At 59.5% G+C, this 14,739-nt stretch carries 8 protein-coding genes; 1 reads left to right on the top strand and 7 read right to left on the bottom strand.

The features are described from left to right. Window positions 1-27: 27 nt before the first annotated feature. The 7 genes from HZ994_02485 to HZ994_02455 form a co-directional block, all read right to left on the bottom strand. Entirely contained in the window at window positions 28-225 is a 198-nt protein-coding gene (locus tag HZ994_02485; GenBank protein ID QTN31243.1) for a transposase, read from the bottom strand. Window positions 226-547: 322 nt separating this feature from the next. Next, window positions 548-997 (bottom strand): hypothetical protein, encoded by a 450-nt coding sequence (locus HZ994_02480; protein ID QTN31242.1) that lies wholly within the window; start codon window positions 995-997, stop codon window positions 548-550. 125 nt (window positions 998-1,122) lie between these two features. Continuing rightward, entirely contained in the window at window positions 1,123-7,035 is a 5,913-nt protein-coding gene (locus tag HZ994_02475) for an RHS repeat-associated core domain-containing protein (protein ID QTN31241.1), read from the bottom strand. Between the two features lie 44 nt (window positions 7,036-7,079). Then, window positions 7,080-11,051, bottom strand: coding sequence for a hypothetical protein (locus HZ994_02470; protein ID QTN31240.1), 3,972 nt, complete (start codon window positions 11,049-11,051; stop codon window positions 7,080-7,082). Window positions 11,052-11,074: 23 nt separating this feature from the next. Continuing rightward, window positions 11,075-12,055: a hypothetical protein gene (locus HZ994_02465; GenBank protein QTN31239.1), complete on the bottom strand. Its 981-nt coding sequence runs from the start codon at window positions 12,053-12,055 to the stop codon at window positions 11,075-11,077. Beyond that, window positions 12,052-12,738, bottom strand: coding sequence for a DUF1573 domain-containing protein (locus HZ994_02460; GenBank protein ID QTN31238.1), 687 nt, complete (start codon window positions 12,736-12,738; stop codon window positions 12,052-12,054). The genes HZ994_02465 and HZ994_02460 overlap by 4 nt, the downstream gene beginning before the upstream one ends. A gap of 808 nt (window positions 12,739-13,546) precedes the next feature. Next, on the bottom strand, window positions 13,547-14,293 hold the full coding sequence (locus HZ994_02455) for a hypothetical protein (GenBank protein QTN31237.1): 747 nt from the start codon (window positions 14,291-14,293) through the stop codon (window positions 13,547-13,549). Window positions 14,294-14,411: 118 nt separating this feature from the next. Between HZ994_02455 and HZ994_02450 the strand changes: the two genes are divergently transcribed. Next, window positions 14,412-14,693: a helix-turn-helix transcriptional regulator gene (locus HZ994_02450; protein QTN31236.1), complete on the top strand. Its 282-nt coding sequence runs from the start codon at window positions 14,412-14,414 to the stop codon at window positions 14,691-14,693. Window positions 14,694-14,739 lie beyond the last annotated feature (46 nt).

Below are 14,739 nucleotides of genomic sequence, written 5' to 3'. Positions count from 1 at the left end.
CCCCGTCACAAGGTTCGGCTCCGGGGTTTAGAGAAGGAGGTGGAAATGGTTGCCCATCAGCACCCATGCGTGGATGCGCCAGCCGTGGCTCCCGCAAACCTGCCCGAGCCGGTAAAGAAACGCCTTCCGGTCGTCGTCGCCCTCGAAGATCGCCTTCCCGCCATCGCCGCGTGCCATCACATGATAGACCGCTCCCGGATACTCGTGTCTCAGCGTCCTCGGCATGCGGTGATCCTGCCTTCGCCTTCGGCAAAACCAAGGCAAATGTTGCAATGCGACACCTGACCCGAATGGCGCTATGACTAGAGGCGCTTGGTAGGACGCTTACGGTTGCCACCACCCGCACCCGTTTCCACCCGTTCATACCGCAGCGTCCGAACTGCCGGAAAGATCCCAAAGCAGACAGGCCAGAAAATCGAATCCTCCGATCTGGCACGATCCCTTGCGTCCAAAAACTGACCTTACAAAAAACTAAAAAAACCACTTGATCCTCTCTGATACTCCTGACCCCTATGATTGTTACCTACGTGGTCGGTTCATACCCCATTTACTCGCCGGTCTCAGGATCGAGAATCTGAAAGCGAACCATCCCCTGAAACCGCTCAACAAAGGAGCACTTTCCCTCAACCATGATCATAGGCGGCAAACTCAACGTACAGCGGGCAAGCCTCAACCCGTACCCCACATGAACCAATGCACCAGAAATCCGCACGATCGAATCAGTCTCGGTAATCTTGGCTTCACTATAGTCGATCTTAACAACCCGCAGCGTCTCACCAGCTTTGGGCAACTGATCCATCACTCTCTTGCAATCATCAAGAAAATCCGACTTTGCGAGCGTAAAATTGCGATCCAGTGAGTCAGGCGTTCCGAATTCGGAGAATATTTTCTCATACTGATCAAATTCCGCAAAAAAACCTGCACACTTAGCTAAATCTCGCTGGAAAAGAACTGAACAAAATTCACGTTGAAATGAAGCGAACTGCTTGTCAGGCACTTCAGGTTCTTTGGCATGACAAACTCCCAAGACCAAACACAGCCTAATTATCAGAATCCCCAAATTCTTAATCATCTCGCTATCTTTCCGTACACGTTTACAGGCTTCGTGATCGTAACCGTACGTCAAGGTCCTTGATGACCGGTATAGCCCTGCCCTCCATTGCCATTCCTTCCCCCCGCTGAAATCGCGTCTGCAATCTGCTGACTCGTAGGAACACCATTCGCACCTAGAGATTCAATACACTTGGGACCGAACGGGTCTGCGCTACCCCAGCTTCCAGAAGTCTTGTTCCAAAGCCGATCAAAACCCCACTCAATTCCCTGGAGAAGAACTGTTCCCTTGTGGTGGTCACCGTACTTTGCCGAGCCATTCTTGAAGCCCACAACGAACGTCCATGCGCGCCAATTAATATCTTTACCCTCGAACCCCTCCAACCAGTAATCTGGCCTATTCGGAGCATCTATCATTCCGCCAAAGGGCTGACCTTCTCTTGGGTGACCCTCAGGGTACTTGTTACCTGGCACACTGGGGTAGCCAGGGTTCGATCGACTATTTCCATCAAGAGCAAACCCTTCCTTTGTTTCGTCGATTTGTTGGCCTGCATTCGTTTTGACAATCTGGATAAACATAAACGAATCAAAGCAGCACTCTCCCTCTCCAGGATTCGGTTTGCCGTCGAAGCTAATCTCCATTGAAACTCCATTCGTAGGACCATCTCCTGGATTCCAGTTTTCGATAACATTGTCTATGTCTCGACGGTCGTGAAAGAACCCTCCTAATTCGCCCTTCATCACCCCCAATTTTGCTCCTGAACAGTTTACGGGGCACTCGATAAGACCCAACCGGTCGAGGTAATTCACTCCATCATTCTCCACAAACCCATACAGGTTCAATCCGCCTCTTTCCCCGATCGGATCCCTGGATGGCCAGCGCCCTGTTACAGGGTCGTAGTATCTGTACCCGTAGTAGTAGAGGCCGGTCTCGGCGTCCAGCGGCTTGGTGCTGAAGCGGTGGGAGAAGTCGGCGGCTTTCGCTCCGGTGGCGACGGTGGTGTTTCCGAAGGGGTCGTATTCGTAGTGGGCGGCGACGGCTCCGGCGGAGTCGAGGTATTCGGATACGTTACCGTTTCCATCGTAGGTCGGGTAGTAGCTCGCGCTGCCGTCGTTGACGGCGAGTAGTCCTCCGACACCTCCCGCTCCCTGCATGGAACCTGACAAATCCATTCCCCATAGATAACTCTCCACGAGCGTTGTGCCAGCATATTTTGCGATCGGGTTCCAGCCGTCATAGATGACCGTGACTGTTGATCCACCGGTGGTGGTGGCGATGCGGCGGGATGCGGCGTCGTAGCGGTAGGTTGTGGTGGTGCCGTTGACGGTGGCGGTGATCAGGCGGTTCTCGGCGTCCCATGTGAGGGTTGAGTTGGCGCTTGGGTTTTTGGGAACCGGATATGATGTCGCGTTGCCGTCGGGGTCGTAGGTTGGTGCGGATGCTACGGATGGGACTGCGGTGTATTGGTTGAGGGCGTTGGCGGTGTAGTTGACGGGGGCTGTCCCAAGATCGGCGAATAGGCCGTCCACGGTTTTTTTGCGGTTGCCTATGCCGTCGTATTCGTAGGCGCGGTCGTTGTTGGCGGTGCTGGTGTCGCTCGCCTCTACGAGTTCGCCGCGGGCGTTGTAGCTCCAGCCGTAGGCAGGGCCGGTGGCGGTGGCGCTTGCGAAGTTGTTGCCGCCGTCGAAGCCGGAGCCGGTGGTGGTGAGGCTGTCGCGCTGGCCGATGGAGTTCACGCCGTAGGCGAAGGTGCTGATGTTGGTGGTGCCCGCCTCGTTTTCCTTGGATTGCAGGATGTTGCGGTATTGGTTCCAGGTGTTGGTGACGGTGTGGGCGGGGCCGGTGACGGAGCGAAGCATGCCGTAGCTGTTCGGTTCGTAGCCGTAGGTGAATTGGCTGGGCGGATTCAATCCGCCGCCACTGACGGTGGAGAGGCGGCCGGCGGTGTCGTAGCCGTAGGCGGCCTGGTTTTCGAGATCGGGCGAGCCGGACTGCTCCCAACCCGCCGCATACTGTGCGGCTGTGCCATATTTCCAGCCGCTGGGGCGGTTGAGGTTGTCGCGGGAGCGGTCGATCACACGGGTGAAGGCGGTTTGGCCGGGGAGGTTGTAGGTGATGGTTTCCGTATCGGGGGCAAGGGTGGATGAGTAGGTGAAGGCTGAGGTGGCGAGGCCGTTGGATTGAGTGGTGGGGCGATTGAGGGCGTCGTAAGCGATGGCGACATCCGGGGTTGGATCCTTCGCAGCAGTGTATGCTGCAGCAGCGGCTGCAACGGCATCGTCGATTTGCTGCTGTGTTGAGTTCGGATTATTCAGTATTGCCGCCTTATCGGCGAGAGCCTGGAGGTAGGAACCCCTGAGAGCCTCGCCTTTCCAGTAGTCCACGTTCACCAACCTGCCTTTTTCATAGGTGTAAACCGTGAGCAGGCCGCGCGCCGAGGTGCGGGTGGCGAGACGGCCTGCGGCGGTGTAGGTGTAGTTGGTGCCGGTCGAGTCGGCGTATTGCTTCCGGGTGAGGAAGCCGCGGTCGGGTGAGTATGTCCAGGTGGTGGTGGCCGTGGCGGTGCCGTAGGTGGTGAGGGTTGTCATCCGATCCGCGTAGTCGTAGGTGTGGGTGGTGCGGTAGGTTTGGGCACCATTCGTTTCCTGGACTGTGCTGTCGGGGTTATACAAAGTGTTGGTGATGTTTGCGAGGGGTGCTCCATCGGCATCGGTGGTGTCGGGGGCGTCCACGGTGATGCGGCGGCCGCGGATGTCGTAGGTGTATTTTGTGAGCAGGTTGACCGGCTCTCCGGTGGATTTCACGTAGTCTGCGGTGTCGGAGAGGTAGGTGGTGAGGATGGAGGTATAGGCTCCGGGGAGGTAATTGGATGGCAGGGCGGTGATGGAACCACGGCGCAGGTCGGTCTGCGAGATGGTGCGGTTGAGCGAATCGTAGCCGTAGGTGACAGAGTCAACGAGGGCGTTGGAGGAATCCCGGACGGCGGTGCTTCTCAGCAAGCCGGCTTCGTAGGATGCAACGGACTTCGATCCGTCGGGGTTCTTGGATTCCACGATCCATTCGCCGTTTCCTGCGAGTGCCGTGGCAGAGATCGAGGGGCTGGCCACGCCTATGGATTCGGTGGAGGAATGCAGCCCGTTGGCGGAGCGGATAGAGGTGGAGACAGTTGTGCCCGTGGCGGAATCCGCCTGTCCGTCCTGCCAGACCTTTGATACCGATTTCCAGACGGGGCCGGAGTAAGAGGCGATGGTGCCGGTTGTCCCGATGGTGCCGGTGGCGGGGACTGTTTCGGAAAATTGGACGGTGTCGGTGCCGTATGTGACGGCTCCGTTACCATCGAGATCGATGGCGGAGACGGTTCGTTCGCCTCGGGTGTTGTATTCGTAAAGTGTGGCGATGCCGTCGGGGTCGGTTGATTTGGTCATCTGCCCGAGGGAGTTGTAAGTCATGGTGGCGTAAGCTCCGCCCATGTAATCCAAGCGGAGGGTGCGGCCCGCCCAGTCGGATTGGGAGGTGGTGGTTTCGCGGAGAGCCGTGCCGTCAAGGTAGGAACGGGTGTCGATTTGGCCGGTTGGATTGGTGGAGTAGGCGTATTCCATTTCGGGAGACAGCGAGCCGTAGGTCTTGTAGGGGCGGCCATCCAGGAAGGAGTCGGTGGTCTGGGAGAAATTGTCCGGGGTGGTGGTGACCTCGCGCATTGAGAGGCCGGCGGCGGGCTTGTAGGTGATTTCGGATTTGGTTATCACGAGAGGCCTTGGCACACCGGGTGCAAGGGGTGGGACAGGATCCGGGGTCGGATCAGGCGACCCGGATTCACTCAGGGTTCCTGAGAGGTTGCGGTAGGAACTGGAGACGAGGTTTATGTCGTTGTCGGTTAAGGCGGAGGAGAGGCTTGTATCGATCTCTTCCGCGTAGCGATGTGTCTCGGTGGTGAGTCCGTCGTAGACGGTCTCAATGGTGACGCCCAGGGTGTTGGATTTCACACGGCGGCGGAGGCCGTCGTAGGCGTGGAAGGTTTTGACCCCATACATATCGATTTCCTTGGAAACGCCGCAGCAGGAATAGGCGGTGTAGGTATTGTAGGCCGGGAAGGGTGCGGTGGCTTGCTCGTCGGAGGGCCCAGCGCTTGGGCCGGCGGAGTGATGGGCGGTGGTGAGTGCACGGCCGAGGTTGTCCACTTCGGTGACGGCCATGGAGGAGTAGAGTCCTGCCGCGCCGGTGTAGCCGATGGCTTCCGTTTTGCTGAGGATGACGGTGCCGCGGGAGTTCCGGGTGGTGGTGGTGCGGGTGCCTTTGGTCACCGCGGTTTTTGCGGTATTTGCCTGGCCGTTGTCGGTGACAGTGGTGTAGCCGCCGCCCGCATTTCGGGTGTAGGAATAGGTGGTGAGCGTTCCGTCGGGATGGACGGCACGGGCGGATTTCCCGCCAAAGTCAATGTTGGATTCCTTGTAGAAGTGAGTGGTGGTGAGCTTTGTGCCCTCCGAGGTGTATTCGTCCACGGTCATGGTGCTGCCAGGACCGTGTTTGCGAACCGTTTTCGAGATGATGTGGTTGCCCACACGAGTGGTGATGGTCTGGGTCATGGTGGCGGCGTCCCAACTTGAAGTGGTGGTTTTCCCCGCAGGGTTCCCCGCGTAGGGGGTCGTGACAGAACGGGAGAAAAGGCTGTAGGTGTAGAAGGCCTCGTACCCATCGTAGCGGATAAAGTGACGGACGCGGCCGACCGCGCGGTCGAGTTCGAAGCCACCGGGGGAGACACCCACTTCAGGCGGCGGGAAATCCCCCGGCTGGTAGTAGGTCCAGGTGGAGGTAAGGGCGGCTCCACCGGGATGGATGACTTCCTTGGTCTTCATCCATCCGAAGATCTGCTTTTCCCATGTTGTCTCCGTGTCGGAAACCGTGTGCCATGCGTGGCTCCCCGAGGCGCGTGTCTCGACGGTGCGGTGGTAGGTGCGCAGGCCGTTCGACTCGGTCTTGACCAGGGTGTCGGTGAGAAGAGGGACGAATTCGTTGTCGATAACACGGCCTTTCTTTAGCACAAGAGTGCCGGGCTGTGGCTGGGTCTGCTCGTGGCGCGTGGTCGTCCCGTCGTAGGTCGAGTCCATGCGCAGGGTCTGCTCCCCGCCCGCTGTGAGCCAGGAAATCACGGTGGTGCGGAACGCGAATCCGACGGGATCGCGGTGGGTTACGGTGAAGGCGTTCTGTCCGGGGCCGTCGGTGACCTCGACCTCCGCAAGACCCGCCTTTGTCTGCACCTTGGACAGGATGCCGCCGAGGCTGTTGGTCGTGTCGAAGTCCGGTGAGAAGTTCGTGATCAGTCCGGCACGGCCGGGGAAGGTGAAGTCCCGGGATACGAAACGCATCGAGCCGTCGCTCATGCCACCGTTGGATCTGGTGGTCGGGAAGGTGGCGGAGAAAGTGACATCGTCGTCCTGCAAGGATGAGCTGGGGCCGTCGCCGGAGGCGAAGTTGCCCGGCCCCTCAGGCTGGGATGCGCTGGGTTCCGCAGATTCGCCATCGCAGTCCGAGCAGGAATCGTCGCCTCCGCAGGGGCGGAGGGTGACGATCTGGCGGTCGCAGTAGGAATCGCTCTTCTCGCAGGTCAGGGTGAACTCCCATTCCTCGCAAGTTCGGTTTTGGTCGGGCGTGATCAAGAATGTAAGGGTGACGCTCTGGCCCGCCGCCACCGTGCCGTCCTGGTCGGGCACCGCTGCCGGGGCGTCGAGGCCGTGTGCGGAGACAGTGAAATCCACTGAATCGGGGCAATCCGTAGCGCCTGTGTGTGTGACTGTGACAATGACGGGAACGTTGCCCTTGGTATCGGGCTTCTGCCTTTCGGTTTTCATTTTTATGCATTCACAGCATAGATCGGGATCCTGGTTGTAGGTTTTTTCGGATCCGGTTGTATCGCCTTGCTGCTGTCCCGGTGCGGGGATCGCTGCGAGGAAGGCGAGGAAGAGGGCGAGGATGGCGGTCGGTTTCATTGGGGAAGTTCTGGGAAGTGTTTCGTAGGCGCGGCGGGCGGGGTTCAGGGCTGGACGAATAGCTGGAGGCGGTTGCAGAGTTTGGGGTCTCCGGTGCCTGACCATTCGTAATAGATGGTGGCGATGCCGTTGGCGTCGAAGTCTGAGGCGTCAAGCCAGATCATATTGGAGCCGTCCGGGAAGAGCATGCCCTGGATGTGGGCGCGGAGGCGGATGAGGATGTCGGGAGGTAGGTTCACGGCGACGATGGAGCCCGACATGAGCCATGTTCCGTCCGGGTAGCGGGTGACGACGGCGGCGTCATCGGTCTGGTCGAGGTAGGCGATCCGGAAGCCGTTGACGGTTCCCCGGGCGAGGATGGCGGAGGGTGCGCCCTCGATATCGCCGGGCAGGCGGGCGAGGACGTGGCGGTTGCCAGCGTCCCTGACGTTTGCGAGGAATTTGCGCGGCCCTGTCGTGCCGGTGGTTTCCTGGAGTATCACGTGATCGTCGAATTCCACGACGGAGAGGGTATCAAGCGACGCTGGGGTCCATGTCCGCGGTGTGCCGGAGCCGACGGAGAACGCCGGACCGAAATCCGCGCTGTGGACGACAAGGGTGATGCTGGAGGTGGCGGAGCCGTGGGTGGCCGCGAGGGTGAAGGTGCCTGCGCTTCCGAAGGCGGCGGCGAAGGGCTGGCCGGAGGTGTGCGTGGTGCTTTGGTTGGCGTCGGCGAGCGGGGTGCCATCGAGTGTGACGGTGAAGGGCTGCCCGTCCGGGGAGGCTGCGCTCCATGCGTCGAGGCGGAGGGAGTCGCCTTGGCGGATGTGGAGGGTGGCGGAGGGATAGGTTCCGAAGAGGTTGGTGGGGATCCATTCGATGGATGCGGGGATTTCCACGAGGCCTCCCATGAAGCTTGATTCCACGGCGGTGGCTCCGTTTTCCGAGAGAGGGACATCGGTGAAGAAGCCGGTGTTGACGGATTTCGAGAGGGTGAGCGGAACGGGGGTGGTTTCACCGAAGGGCGTGTAGGTGAGCACGGCTGCGTCGAGGCTCTGCGTGACGCCCTCGATGGATGCCGGGGAGGTGCGGCTCTGGGCGGGGACGCGGGTGAGCTGGTTGAGTTCGGCGGCGTTCGCCTCGATCCAGTCGGGGATGCCGTCGGAGTCCATGTCCAGGCCGCCGAGGCGGTGGATCTGGATGGAGTCGATGCGCAGGCGGCGGGCGGCGCGGTAGTTGTCGTGTAGGATGGTGAGGGTGTGGGTGCCCGCGGCGAGCCAGGGTGTGACGCCGGTGACGGTGCCCTGGCCGCCGTTGTTGCTCACCAGCTCGGCGGAGGCGAAGGAGCCCATGGAGTCGACGGAAAGGACGATGGGCAGGCGTTCGACCGAACGGACATCGCCGATGGCGGCTCCGGTGAGGGTGATTTCGTGGACGCCGGCCTCGGCGAGGGTGAAGGAGTAGGTGATTTCGCCGCGCCTATCCCATGCGGAGAGGGAACCGTCGGGGTTGGCGGTCCAGCCGCCGGTGTAGGAAGCATAAATGTGGGGTGCAGGCGCGGCGGCGAGAACGGGCGCAAGGGCGTTTGAGACGAGCGGATCGGTGTGGTAATGGAAGAGTTCCTTGTAGTCGGTGACACCGTCGCCGTCGGTGTCGGCGGATTTCGGGTTGGTGCCGTATTGGTATTCCTGGAGGTTGGTGAGGCCATCGGCGTCGGGATCGCCGAACTGGCCTCGCTGGACGCTGGTGTAGGCGGGTTCGGTGAGGCCTTTGGCGGTTTGCCAGGTGTCGGGGAGGCCGTCATCGCCGGCATCCTGGGGATGTGGGATGTTTCCGATCAGAACCGAGGCGGGAAGAAGGGCGCGCGCCTGGCCGGGAGGCTGCCATGCGACAGAGACGTGATCCTCATAATCCCCCCACCCTTGCTTGTGGAGCGCTTCGATGTAGTAGGGCTGGCCGGCGACGAGATGGATGACCTGGCTGCGCTGTGCGGGGGTGCGATCCCAATCGTGAGGAAGACCCCAATCCACGTTGCTGATGATAGTCTGGTTGAAGGCAATCATACGCTTGCCGAAGGAATCGGAGCGCGGCTGGGACTCGCCGCGCGGAGTCACGGTGCCGTCCGAAAGCCAGAGCTGCACTTCATCGTTGCCGGTGATCCAGAAACGGTAGGAGCCTGTGGTGGGCGCAATGAGGAAGCCGCGGTAACGCGCTCCGAATTGGGTTCCACGGCTGGAATCGTCGATGCCCGGCACATGCAGTGTCTCGCTGGGGATGTCGTAGAAGCGTGGGGTGGAGGTGAGTGAGGTGATCGGCCAGCCTCCCATACCCGGTGATGCCCATGTATCGCGGGTGAGTCCGTTGGCCAGCTCTTCGGACACGAGGGGATCGGAACCGTAGCGGTATTCGTCGAGGTTGGAAATGCCGTCCTTGTCAGGGTCGCCGGTCTGGGACAAGGCTCCGGGCAAAACGGATTGGTCGAGACCCTTCGCGATCTCCCATGAGTCCGGCAGGTTGTTGTCGTTGAGATCATCGGGATCAGCCAGCGGATAGCGCAGCCGATCGACCGGGATCGCGACAGGGGTGGATGCACCGGGAACTTTCCAGCCGATGGAGATGTGGCCGATGCCCGTGGAGTTCATGACCTGGGCCTCGATGTAGTAGGATTGCCCCGATTCAAGGTGGATCACCGCCGATTTCTGGGTCGGGAATTTGCCCCACTCGTTCGCAGATGTTGTTTCAAGATGCCATGCCACGCGCTGCTTGTTGAAACGGGACGCGCCGGACGAGAACCAGAGGGAGGAGTTTTCCGAACCGGCAACATATAGGGTGTAATCGCCCGTGACATCGGGGGTGAGCAGGCCGCGCAGGCGGACACCCGCAGGTGCCGGCAGGTTCGACACGCCGGAGGAGAGAATGCGTGCAGAAGTATTTGGCGGGCGGACATCGATGCCCTCTTTCTGCAGCAGCTCGACGCTGGCAAGAGCCCGCAGGCCGATCCATGTTTCCGAAAGCAGCCCCTTGTCATCCACGGTGAACGAGAATGCCTCGCCTGTGTGCGGGGTGCCTGTGGGAGAGCCGTTCAGGTATGAATCGATCCTGCCGTGGTAGGTTCCCGGTGCAGGAGCGGTGTAGGTGAAGGAAGATAGGTTCAGGCCATCGGGATCGGCGGACACAACTTTTGTGAGATTCGAGGGAGAGTCGCCGATCCAGACGTCCACCCACACATCGCCGCCCTGTATGGGTAGCAGGTTGTTCCAGGTGAGCTGGACGGATTGGCCGGGAACCACATCGAGCACGGTTGGCACAGGGCCGGCTGGGACGGCCGGGCTTGCGGACTTGAACACGGCACCCACGGTGACGACATCGGTCAGCGCGGTGTTGAAGCCGAGACTAGTCGTGGAAGGATAGTCGACCAGGGCACGGGCCACGGCATGCCCCGCCCAGTTGCTGCCGATCTTGAGGCCGCCGATGGTGACTGCCTGGGCGGGCGAGGTGGCGGTGACGCCGGGCAAGGGGCTGGCGGTGTTTCCCTGGCCACCCATGCCGACAGCGCCAATGAGCATCGATCCGTAGGATGTGGTGGTCAGCTGGATGGTAGAGGTCTTGGTGACCTTGGCGGTGGAGCCGACGCCCGGCAGGGTTCCCGAAAGGCCGATGGCTGTGGCGACCCAGTTGTTGCCAGTGCAAGTGACCGCAATCGTGCCAGCACCCGTGTAGTTGGCCGGGCTGTCCAAATACCAGATTGAGGAATGGGTCTGCCCGTGGCCTCCCGCCGAAGGATTGGAGGGGAGTTGCTTCTCCGCGAGGCTAAGCGCCTGTCCGTTGTAGGTGACGGCTGTGCAGTCGCCCGTGTAGTTGCCCCCGAAGTTGTGCTCTCCGGATACGACCACGACGAGCTTGTCGGAAGTGGAGGCGTCGAAGGTGCCCGGAGCGGCTGTGCGTATCCAGGATGCGGAGCCGGTCTGGGTGATGCCAGCGGCAGCAAATAGCGCGGAGGCCAGCGAGGCGAGGGTGATGGATAGGAGCGTTTTCATGGGGCGATTGGTTGGCGAGTCTTTTACTGGTAAGGGATGGGTTCCCCGCGCCCGTCCGGGCGTTCGCGGAGGCGGGCGATGGCGGGTTCGGCGGCTTGGGCAAGCCGGGCGCTCTCGGAGCGGATGGTTTCCAAGAACCCGAGGTCGGCGGGCGAGCCATACCTGCCGATCAGGGCGATCGCGGCCTTGCGCAGCATGGTGTGTTCCCCCGCATCTGTTGCGATGGTTCTGGCCAGCGGCACACTCGCTGATCCGGCGGCGTGTATCGCGGTGACACGGACATCCGTTGGAAAGGACGGGTCTGCGGCGGTGGAAAGAGCAATGCGCAGGATCTCCGGTGTGGGTTCGGCATCCTCACCCCCGTCCCATGTGGCGAGAATTTCGATCACGTAGCCTGCAACCCCGTTGTCGGACGACATGCCGCGCACGGCCGCGAGAACCTCGTCCGCAAGCGCTCCATCAGGCAAGCGACCGGTGCGCCTCTGGAGGTTCAGGTGCTGCAAGGCGTAGAGGCGCATCGTGCGGTTCGGGTCGCGCGTGGCGAGGCGCAGCAGTTCCTCCGTAAATTCCCCGAATGGGTGGCGGAGCTGCATGGCATTGAACGCCGAATTGAACAGGTGAAGGCGGTAACCGGACTCCCATGACTGGTGGCCGCCGCTGCGGATCATCCCCATCACCCCCTCGCGTTCGCTTTTGGTGAGCGCGATGTTTTCCCTGGCAACCTTGTCCAGCCATGCGATGGCGACGGGCTTGGTCACCTCGTTTCCGCCGGTCCGGAGAACATGGAGGAAGGTGCCGAAATCCTCCGCCGGTTCCTGCATATCTGGAACCGGCACGGCTCGCGGCAGGGATTTGATCGCCACTGCAAGTGGCTCGAGGTCGGGAGTCCGGCTCGCGAACCAAATTGCACCTACGCCCCCGCACACGATGGCCAAGACCACGCTGAGCCATAGCCAGGGACGGCTGCGGTGCGGGCTGGAACCTGGCAGGGCTGATGGTTTCATGGTTCGGGAGAGGTTGAAGCAGGAGGCTGCCCGGCGGGTGATGGCCCGCAGCGGAGGAAGACAGCGACGACACGGTCACGCAGGTCGGCGCTATCGGTGCGAATCTGGAGGCATTGGACATCGGAACCGGCGGCCTTTGTTGGGGTGATCGTGACGCGGTAGTGGCGACCCGGGGTCACGATTTCCTGTTTGACCAAGAACATCCCCTCGGCCACCCCTGCCAGCCCGGTGATGGTGAAATCGGCATCCGTGCCCGCTTTGACATCAACCGTCTTGGACGATGTATCTGCAGAGCCATTCCAGACGAGTTCCTGGGAGGAAAGCTCCACCGACGAAGGGATCGTGACCTCGGCCACCAATTCCACCGGCTTGTCGAAGCCAACGAAGCGAACATGGAGCGACTTGCGGATCTTCCCGCGATACCCGCCGGGAATGAAATTGGCACGGATATGGCCGGTCTTGCCGGGAGCGACTTCCTTCTGGTCGGTCACACCGCCAAGGCAGCCGCATGATTCCTCAAAGCGCTCGACCATCAGCGGCATGTCCCATTTGTTCGTGAAATCCCATTGAACCGCAATCTCGCTGGCACCGGCTGCCGGGGTAATTTCGACCACCTTTGCTACAAACGCCGTTCCGATGTCCCGCGCATCAACGCCTTCTTTGGCGGAGATTGTCCCAGGCAAGAATTGCAAGCAGAGCACAACCGCAGCCATCATGGCCGACGAAAGCAAACGCAAAGAAAACCGACGGGGATTGAAAAACACACATCGGATTTAACAGAAAATCCGCCAGCGCCTAGGAATTTGATTACCCAAAACCGGCCATGGATTTTCAGATATTCATTTTCAACGACTTGCCGGTATTAAAATTCCCTGAATCAGCGATAACTCGCCGTCCTTTCGATTCAGGTGCGGAAATTTCAGGATCCAAAACCACTCATCCCCGGAACTGTGGTCGTCCTCCAGCGCATGATAACCAAGCCCATCCTCCAGCAACACCAGACTTGCAACCGTGGGTCGGATCAGTGCAAACCTCAATCGCTCAACGGACTTTGGCGACTGCACGGTCACGACCCACAGCATCCTTCTTCGGCTCGACGAAATAGGCGTTGCACATGGAGGGAACCTAGCACCGGGTCTACGACAGGGAAATACTCAACCGCTCAACGCAGGCAGTGGTAATGTGCACCAGGAGTAAGTTGAAATACAAAGCCGAGCAGGCATCGGCCGCAGCCTGATCCCTAGCATCTGTTTGAATATTCCTCCACCGGACTTCCGGTGGAGGACATCCTCTTTTTTGCTCCCAAGACGCCGCCTTTGTTGTCGGATTCAACCCGGAAGTGCTTCGATGGCAGGAGCTCCGTCTCGTAGTCGCTGAGACCGCCCGCCCCTTCCGCACTCCGGCGCACATTCTCTGCCTGGTTGACAGCTAGGACGCCGCCTGCACGACACCGATTGGCAGACGAATGCCGACACTGTAAATCCACCGCATCTATTGGCGCTGCATCCGGCTTCCGGTAGCGTTCGATATCAGGTCTCCATTCGGCTCCATCTGAAATATTGTAGTGTCGCCGTTTCTATGGCTTATTCTCAAATGGTTTCCTTGAACGCGATATGAAGCTGTCTCAGCAAATTTTGTCGAGTCTGGATTGCCGTACCCAAGGTAGTATATTATCTCGCTTTTTATCATAACTATTCCGGAACTCCTGAAATCGTAAAGTTTTATCGTTATCTTGGAGCTTCCATATCCTGTTGGGCCAGCCTCTTTGTATTCTTCCAAGAAAACTTCGCTGATTGTGCTTTCCTGTTCGTTTCCTTCGATGGCTTCCTCGCTTGAAATATTCTCTGATGAATTTTTGCCAATGGGCGAATAAATTAAAATTACCGCAATCGCTAGCAGATACAGCGCTAGTAAATACTTGTTTTGATTTATTGCTCGCTTAATTTTAATTTTTCCATATTTGCTTGTCTGTTGAATAATTTGGGCAGAGTGGAATGTAATCCATTTATGCAGAGGATGTAGTTTATGTGATAAATGAATGGCCTTGTTCTTTGCCGTAAAAAGCAGGTTTGGGAGCAGGGGAGGGCTATCAGGCCTTTTCGCCACAGTTTCAACCTTATCGGAGGTTTTCGGCACAACCAGAGCCTGGTCGCATTTGGGGCAGTTTGCTTCGCAGCCCGCATGTTCCGGCTCTGCGGTGATGTGGATTGCGCATTGGGGGCAAGGGAAGGTGATCATGGATTTAGGAGAGGGGCGGTGGGAATTGATCCGAGCCAGGTGGGAAGAATACGTAAACACAAGCACTACCGAAGGTGAGGTGTAAAGGAGGAAATCCAGCGGGTATGCTAGCCCTGAAATGGAGACTGAAACGGTTCAACGATTGCTCGGGCGCCTCAAGGCGTTGCGGATCGAGAGTGGGCTGACTCAGGAGGAATTTGCTGAGAAATCGGGTATTTCCTACAAATACTACCAAGCTGTAGAGGCAGGGCGGAAAAGGGACTTGCGCCTATCGACCTTGGATCGTCTGGCCAATGGCCACGGATTGGAACCCTGGCAGTTACTCCTTCCAGGAGGGAGTGCGAACATCGGTGGAAAGAGTGCGAAAGTTAGATCTTCGAGACGGAAAACTGGAACCTGATCGACGACTGCGCCTGGTGATAGCCGCGAACAGGCAAAACGTTCGG

Source organism: Akkermansiaceae bacterium, assembly GCA_017798145.1.
Classification (GTDB): Bacteria; Verrucomicrobiota; Verrucomicrobiia; order Verrucomicrobiales; family Akkermansiaceae; genus Luteolibacter.
Note: the sequence above shows the minus strand (reverse complement) of the source record. Positions and strands in the feature narration are given on the sequence as shown.